This window comes from Rhodoferax sp., assembly GCF_010365055.1.
In the GTDB taxonomy this organism is placed as follows: domain Bacteria; phylum Pseudomonadota; class Gammaproteobacteria; order Burkholderiales; family Burkholderiaceae_C; genus Rhodoferax.
The window spans coordinates 1-7199 of record NZ_JAAFHA010000133.1 but is presented as its reverse complement, the minus strand read 5'-3'; the positions used below and the strand labels follow the sequence as shown (position 1 = coordinate 7199).

Genomic DNA, 7199 nt, shown 5'->3' with positions numbered 1-7199 from the left:
ATCTAAATCTAAATCTAAATCTAAATCTAAATCTAAATCTAAATCTAAATCTAAATCTAAATCTAAATCTAAATCTAAATCTAAATCTATTTTAATAGCTACTCAGGCATATTCCACGCGGGCTAGCGGCCAATTTACTATAAATATTGGTGTAATTTCGGGCCGAGGGGTCGCCAGTCGGCTCAACCCTCACGCGCCATCCGCCATCCGCCATCAGGAACTGAACAGGAAGTTCATCAAGTCGCCATCCTTGACGACGTATTCCTTGCCCTCGCTGCGCATCTTGCCCGCGTCCTTGGCGCCCTGCTCGCCCTTGAACGCAATGAAATCTTCATAGGCAATGGTCTGGGCGCGGATGTAGCCCTTCTCGAAGTCGGTGTGGATCACACCGGCGGCCTGCGGCCCGGTGTCGCCCACATGGATGGTCCAGGCGCGCACTTCTTTGACGCCGGCGGTGAAGTAGGTTTGCAGACCCAGCAACTTGTAGGCGGCCACGATCAGCCGGTTCAGGCCCGGCTCGGTCTGGCCGATCTCGGCGAGGAACATCTTCTTGTCCTCTTCCTCCATGTCGGCCATTTCGGCTTCGAGTTTGGCGCAAATCGCCACCACCGGCGCGTTTTGTTCCTTGGCATAGGCGCGCAAGCGGTCCAGAAACGGGTTGTTCTCAAAACCGTCTTCGGCCACGTTGGCCACAAACATGGCGGGCTTGGCGGTGATCAGGAAGAACTGCGTCAACAGCGGCAATTCTTCCTTGCTGAATTCCACTGTGCGCACCGGCTTGGCCTCGTTCAAGGCGGCCTGGCATTTCTCCAGAATCGCCACCAGCTTGATCGATTCCTTGTCGCCCGAGCGCGCTGCCTTGGTGACGCGGTGCAGGGCCTTTTCAACCGCCTGCAAGTCCGCCAGACACAACTCGGTCTGGATCACCTCCATGTCGGAGATCGGGTCGATCTTGCCCGCGACGTGGATCACGTTCTCGTCTTCAAAGCATCGCACCACGTTGACGATGGCGTCGGTCTCGCGGATGTGCGCCAAAAACTTGTTGCCCAGGCCCTCGCCGGTACTGGCACCGGCCACCAGGCCGGCAATGTCGACGAACTCGACGATGGCCCGTTGCACCTTTTGCGGCTTCACAATAGCTGCCAGCGCATCAAGCCGCGGATCGGGCACTTCGACGATGCCCACATTGGGCTCAATCGTGCAAAAGGGATAATTTTCAGCCGCAATGCCGGCCTTGGTCAGTGCGTTGAACAGGGTCGATTTACCGACGTTGGGCAAGCCCACGATGCCACATTTCATAAAAGTCCTTTTAAATCATTGCACTGTCGACCCCAATGCAGGCATCGTCGAAGTGCCGGACCCGCGTCAATTGACGGGGCCAGAAAGATCAAAACATACCGCTTCAAACCTTGCTGCGACGCAAGCTTTTGTCCTGGTTTTGTCCTGGGTGTAATGTGGGAATTGTAATGATCAGCTAGTCCTTGCTACAAAGGGCGACCGCCTCAGACGGGCGCGCATCCTGCGGGATCGAGTACTCAGCGGCTTTGGGGTACGCCTGAACGCCCATAATCGCACCTTTCTGATCGCCACCAGTGTTTCAGGCAAACAGTTCCGCATGATGCTGGGTTACTGGCCCCTGATGAGCGTGGATGAGGCTCGTTCGCCTGCGATGGACGTCTTGCGGCAATGTCGCAATGGGGAACGGCCAAGTCGCAAGGTCAAACTCAAGGTTCCAACGCTGCGCGAAGCCTATCTGGCGTATTGCACAGCCAGCTACCTAAGCCCACCCAGGACCGCGCATCGACCAATGCGATACATGAAAGTGAATAGCATGCGTACCCGATGGTCACGTAAACAGGCCCCAATTCGATTAACCAGGTCGGTCAAGGGCCTAGTGTTGCGATTCAGACGCCAGCAATGAATGATTTGTCCAATCGCGGTACTGGCAAGACCTTTTATGAGGCAGCCCAAAATTGGGTCAGTCGGTATTTGATGGATAATTTCTTCGATCCCGAGCGATCGGATTACCCCATCCACTGTGTTGGCGTAGTCGATGTCGAAGTCGATGTTCGATCCTGCCGTGTCCGCCCCGTCTTCCAGCGGGATATCCAAGGCCGCAGCCAAGGACAATCGTGCGATTTCATGGTCTTCATATGAAAGCACGAGAAGCTCCTCATCCAACCTTAGCTGCCCGCGTAGAGTGATGTCAGTCCAATTCTCGGCCTCGACGTCTTTAACTCCGGCGGTGATTTCAAATACAGCGGCGTCTTCCTTGGTCAACTCATCGTCAAAGCTGAACTCGACCCTGTAATCTCGGGGGTGTTTGCGAATCCTGTGGCTAAATATGATTGGCATGGCGGTTCCTTTTCCGTGAAGGGGTCTTCGCGTCTTTTGCGTAATCTTCCTGCAACCCAACGTTTGGGAATGATCAGATTCGACGAATGGAGTCCGAGAGTTGAGAAAGCGCAAAGACGGACGTGTCTGGCGCACGTAAATCTTGGAATTCAAGCTGGGCCAAGCGCGCCGAAGGCCGACCGCTGGCGATCCACCACATTGATTCATGCACAACACCCCACAAATGGAAACGGGAACCGCCCCAAGCGCAATGCGCCTGCAGTTCTTTGTCCTCGGTTAACTTGGAGAAGTTAATACCGACTGTATTGATCAGCGAATCCCTGCTGCAAAGGGCGAGCGCTTCGGCCAGATCGCGAAATGTCTATGCGATCGTGTCCATCAATCATCTGCCCCCCGCACCGCCTTGGCCATCAAGGGCCATACAGCTTGATGCGAACTGCGGAACCAATTCATGTGACCCAGCGCCTTCAAGCCATGATGGACTGGATTGACCGGCAGCACCCGCTTTGGGGCTACCGGAAAGGTCCGAAACAGGTCTTCAACGGTGGCAGAGTTGGCGATATCGTCGTCCTCGGCGTACAAAACGGTAATGGGCGTGCGGATCTTGGTGTGGAAGTCTTGCTCGGGCTGATGACGAATGGCGTTGGTGGCATAGCCACCCGCCGCACACCATTGCCCCCACTGTCGTGCAACACCCGCAGGCAAGTCCTGACCCAAACCAATTTTTGACGTTGGCGCGTAACCTTTGAGCCAGATGCCCAGAGGCACGAGACAGCGCAGCCCCAGCCGAGCTTTCAGTGCGAAGGCCGGACGCATGGCGCGGAACCAGCCGGTAGAGGCAGATACCCCGACCAGACGCGCAATTCGCTGATGGTTTGGCAGCAGGCCAATCATCTGGCCTCCCGCGCTGTGGCCCAGCAAGACGACCTGATCGCTGCCCGTGCGCTGCAACAGCCACTCCAGCGCAGCCACCTGATCTTGTTGACCCCATTCGGCCAATGTCGCCTTGCTGTCCTTCAATCGACCGTGGCGAGACAAACCAATACCGCGATAGTCGAACACGAGTACGTCATGCCCCTGGTCAGCCAACCAGCTCACGAAGCGCAGGTAGAAATGCTGCTTCACGCCAGTCGCAGGACACAGCAAAACCGGCAAACCAATCGTCCCCCGCCCGTGAAGAAAGTGGCCCTGAAGTCGCACCCTGTCGGCACAGATGATCACGACACGTTCTGGTTCTTGAATAGCTGCGGAATCTGTCTGGCTCATGGGTTGGAAGAGAAGTCTTTGAACATTTGAACGACGAAGTACAGGGGCGCCGCACAACTGCCGGGCGATCTGGCTGACATAAGAAAAGGCGTTTCTAGGATGGCATCAAGTTGGGCTTGCCCCAGCTTGCCCGACACTCAATGACGGACCTTCCCAAAGAAGATCAGTCCAGGAACTTGCTCCATGCGCCGATGTTATAGACCTTGCGGTAGCCGTTCTTCCTCAACATTAGTTTTGCCATTCCACTTCGTGTTCCGCTGGCACAGCAGAGGACCACCGGGGAGGACTTGGGTATCTCACCGAGTCTGCTTCCCAATTCCTGAAGCGGGATGTTGATGGTTCCAGGAGCGTTCCCATTTGCGAACTCCGCAGCGGATCTGACATCGACAAAGATTGCGCCGCTCTTCTTGAGCTCTGGCAGCATGGCAATGACTCTTTTTGAATTCCACCACCTGTACGCAAACCATAGACCCAAAGCCAAGACTGGCCAATACTTTTCAAAAAGATCCGGAAAATTCATATGACTCCTTGTAAGACCGAATTGATGAAGTATCGGTGAGTATGGATAGGCTTGACGACAGCAACAAGTCCGCCATTCGTAACTGCGGTCTGTGCCACACAGTCTCAATATTATTGGTGGGGGCTGGGTCGCTACGCCTAACGGCGATTTATCTCGCAAGTCCCTAAAAATCAAGGCTTCAAGTGTGTTCGATGCCTGACTTCTACAATCGACCCTATGAGTCAACCCTTTGATATTTGCATTCGCGGCGACGGCATTGTGGGCCGCACACTGGCGCTGTTGCTGGCGCGCGAACGGCTGCACGTGGGTCTGGTGTCGCACCCCGCACCGGCGAAGCCAGGCGTGGCGAGCGCTGCCCCGGACGTGCGCGCCTACGCTTTGAATGCAAAATCACGGGCCCTGCTGGAGTCGCTGCGCTGCTGGCCCGACGCCCAGCACGCGACTGAGGTGCTGGCCATGCGGGTCTTGGGCGATGACGGCGGCGAAGTCAATTTTTCCGCGCAGCAGCTCCAGGTGCCGGGTCTGACCTGGATTGTGGATGTGCCAGTGCTGGAGGCGCAGCTGGCGGCGGCGGTGCGGTTTCAGCCGCTCATCGAGTTATTGGACGCGCCACAGCCTGCCAGCCTGACCGTGATCTGTGAAGGCAAGGCCAGCCGAACCCGCGCCGAGTTCGGCATTGACTTTGAGATCACCCGCTACCCGCAGACGGCGATAGCAGCGCGCCTGGCGTGCGAAATACCGCATGGGCAAACAGCGCGCCAATGGTTTACCCACGGTGAAATTCTGGCCTTTTTGCCCCTTGCCGGTCCGCAGGGGAACTCTGTCGCCATTGTCTGGTCCGTCCGTGACGACCGGGTTGAGGCACTGTTGGCGGCGAGCCCGGCCGAGTTTTGTCAGCAACTCCAAGTCGCCAGTCAGGGCTGCCTGGGGCAACTGACGCTGAGCAGCGAACGCTGTGCCTGGCCACTGCAGTCGGCGCGCGCCGAGCGCTGGGTGGGCAGCCACGAGGGCAAGGCATGGGCACTGGCCGGCGACGCCGCCCACAACGTCCATCCGCTGGCCGGGCAAGGGCTGAATTTGGGTTTGTCTGACGTTGCCGCCCTGGCCCAAACGCTGCACGAGCGCGAATACTGGCGCAGCGTCGGCGATGAGAAGCTGCTGCGGCGCTACGAGCGCGCGCGCAAGGCTGAAGTGTTGGCCATGGGAGCCACCATGGATGGTCTGCAACAGCTGTTTTCACAGAGCAGTGCCGCCTGGCAAGCGGCGCGCAACTGGGGCATGAATGGCTTTGAGCGCAGCGGTCTGGTCAAGCAATGGGTAGCGCGCCAAGCGATGGGTTTTTAATGAATGAACATATGAATGGACGACTGAAGATGAAATTAGCTCAATCCGCACTGCTCTGTGCGACGCTGTTGCTGGCTATGGGCGTGAACGCGCAAGAGGCCACCATTCGCAAAAACCTGGCAGAGCGGATTCCGCAATTGGCGAAGATTGACGAAGTCAGCAAGAGCCCAATGTCTGGTTTGTATGAAATTCGGGTCAATGGCTCGGATATCTATTACACCGATGCCGAGGGCAACTATCTGGTGCAGGGCAATTTGATCGACACCAAGCAGCGCCGCAATCTGACGGAAGAACGCGTTGACAAGCTAAACGCCATCAGTTTCAACGCGCTGCCGTTCAAGGACGCCTTCACCATCGTGCGCGGTAACGGGAAACGCAAACTGGCGGTCTTTGAAGACCCGAATTGTGGCTACTGCAAACGCTTTGAGCGCGACCTGCAGAGTGTGGACAACGTGACGATTCACATGTTCTTGTACCCCATTCTCAGCCCCGACTCGACTGAAAAGTCCAAGGCCATCTGGTGTGCCAAGGACAAGGCCAAATCCTGGCAAGACTGGATGGTGCGCGACCAGTCACCCAAAGCGGCCAGTTGTGACAGTGGCGCCATTGAGCGCAACGTCGAACTCGGGCGCAAGCACAAAATCACGGGCACCCCGACGCTGATCTTCGCTGATGGCTCGCGGGTACCCGGCGCTGTCAGTGCGGCGGAAGTTGAAAAGCGCCTGACCACAGCCAAGAACTAAGATCAATCGTGGGTCCCTTCATGGCCTGGGCCGACGAGGCACCTTACTGGCGCTTGAGTGCCCCCTGTTATTTACTTCATTATTGATAGCTACTGACGCTTATTAAATAAGGGCTAGCGGCTCATTTGACAAAAATATCCTCATGACTCGTCGAGCCACCAATGCCACTGCAGCCGTGCACTACCGGGTCGACCTGCAGAGCCTGAACGCCCATCTCTTTGCAGTCACGCTGACCATTGCACAGCCTGCCGCCCTGCAGCGCGTGAGCCTGCCGGTCTGGATTCCGGGCAGCTACCTGGTGCGCGAATTTGCCAAGAACCTGCAGAACCTGCAGGTGCATCAAGGCGGCCAGGCCGTGGCGTTGACTCAGCTGGACAAATGCAGCTGGCAGGCCCAGTGCCTGACGAGCCTGCCGCTAGTTTTGCAGTATGAGATTTACGCGCTTGACAACTCGGTGCGCACCGCTTGGCTGGACGGCGCGCGCGGATTTTTCAATGGCACCAGCCTGTTTCTAAGGGTTGCAGGTAAGGAGGCTTTGCCGCATGAACTGGCGCTGTTGGCGCGCCCGGACCTGCCCGACTGGCAACTGGCCACCGGCTTACGCCCCGGTAAAACCACACGCCATGGTTTTGGCACTTATCTTGCCAGTGGTTACGACGAACTGGTGGACTGCCCGGTCGAGATGGGCCCGTTCTGGCATGGCGCGTTCGTCGCCGGCGGCGTACCGCACCGGTTTGTCGTGGCGGGCGCGCCCCCCGGTTTTGATGGCGAGCGGCTGCTGGCCGACACCCAACGCATTTGCGAGGTAGAAATCGAGTTCTGGCATGGCGCCCGATCGAGCAAGCGTGCCCCGGCCAAGCCACCGCATCAGACCTATTGCTTCATGCTCAACGCCGTGGACGACGGTTATGGCGGGCTGGAGCACCGCAATTCAACCGCACTGATCTGCAAACGTCAGGACCTGCCACGCA

Annotated in this window: 6 protein-coding genes and 2 pseudogenes; 4 read left to right on the top strand and 4 right to left on the bottom strand. The window is 57.3% G+C overall.

Annotation, left to right across the window (positions count from 1 at the left end; all coding sequences use genetic code 11):
* Positions 1–213: 213 nt before the first annotated feature.
* On the bottom strand, positions 214–1299 hold the full coding sequence (gene ychF, locus GZ093_RS19120) for a redox-regulated ATPase YchF (protein WP_296489153.1): 1086 nt from the start codon (positions 1297–1299) through the stop codon (positions 214–216).
* Positions 1300–1516: 217 nt separating this feature from the next.
* On the opposite strand from ychF, the pseudogene GZ093_RS20890 reads away from it, so the two are divergent.
* Positions 1517–1705, top strand: a pseudogene (locus tag GZ093_RS20890) (integrase arm-type DNA-binding domain-containing protein); the annotation flags it as partial.
* Positions 1706–1773: 68 nt separating this feature from the next.
* Here GZ093_RS20890 and GZ093_RS19115 read toward each other — a convergent pair.
* The 3 genes from GZ093_RS19115 to GZ093_RS19105 all read right to left on the bottom strand — a co-directional run bounded on the left by GZ093_RS19115 (position 1774) and on the right by GZ093_RS19105 (position 4141).
* Positions 1774–2355 carry a hypothetical protein gene (locus GZ093_RS19115; protein WP_296489151.1) on the bottom strand — a complete coding sequence of 194 codons (582 nt, stop codon included), beginning with the start codon at positions 2353–2355 and terminating at the stop codon, positions 1774–1776.
* Positions 2356–2733: 378 nt separating this feature from the next.
* The gene (locus tag GZ093_RS19110) at positions 2734–3621 is read right to left on the bottom strand and encodes an alpha/beta fold hydrolase (RefSeq protein WP_296489149.1); all 888 of its coding nucleotides are present in this window, start codon (positions 3619–3621) and stop codon (positions 2734–2736) included.
* Positions 3622–3784: 163 nt separating this feature from the next.
* A complete protein-coding gene (locus tag GZ093_RS19105; protein ID WP_296489146.1) occupies positions 3785–4141 on the bottom strand; it encodes a rhodanese-like domain-containing protein in 357 nt (118 codons plus the stop codon).
* Positions 4142–4357: 216 nt separating this feature from the next.
* On the opposite strand from GZ093_RS19105, the gene GZ093_RS19100 reads away from it, so the two are divergent.
* The 3 genes and pseudogenes from GZ093_RS19100 to GZ093_RS19090 all read left to right on the top strand — a co-directional run.
* Positions 4358–5485, top strand: a complete 1128-nt coding sequence (locus GZ093_RS19100; RefSeq protein ID WP_296489145.1) for an FAD-dependent monooxygenase — start codon at positions 4358–4360, stop codon at positions 5483–5485.
* Positions 5486–5514: 29 nt separating this feature from the next.
* Complete coding sequence (locus tag GZ093_RS19095) at positions 5515–6228, top strand: DsbC family protein (protein WP_296489144.1); 714 nt, start codon at positions 5515–5517, stop codon at positions 6226–6228.
* 142 nt (positions 6229–6370) lie between these two features.
* A pseudogene (locus GZ093_RS19090) lies at positions 6371–7199 on the top strand (peptidase M61); the annotation flags it as partial.

Coding starts and splice junctions, on each gene's coding strand:
- ychF (WP_296489153.1), bottom strand. CDS start 1,299: ATGAAATGTGGCATCGTGGGCTTGCCCAACGTCGGTAAATCGACCCTG.
- GZ093_RS19115 (WP_296489151.1), bottom strand. CDS start 2,355: ATGCCAATCATATTTAGCCACAGGATTCGCAAACACCCCCGAGATTAC.
- GZ093_RS19110 (WP_296489149.1), bottom strand. CDS start 3,621: ATGAGCCAGACAGATTCCGCAGCTATTCAAGAACCAGAACGTGTCGTG.
- GZ093_RS19105 (WP_296489146.1), bottom strand. CDS start 4,141: ATGAATTTTCCGGATCTTTTTGAAAAGTATTGGCCAGTCTTGGCTTTG.
- GZ093_RS19100 (WP_296489145.1), top strand. CDS start 4,358: ATGAGTCAACCCTTTGATATTTGCATTCGCGGCGACGGCATTGTGGGC.
- GZ093_RS19095 (WP_296489144.1), top strand. CDS start 5,515: ATGAAATTAGCTCAATCCGCACTGCTCTGTGCGACGCTGTTGCTGGCT.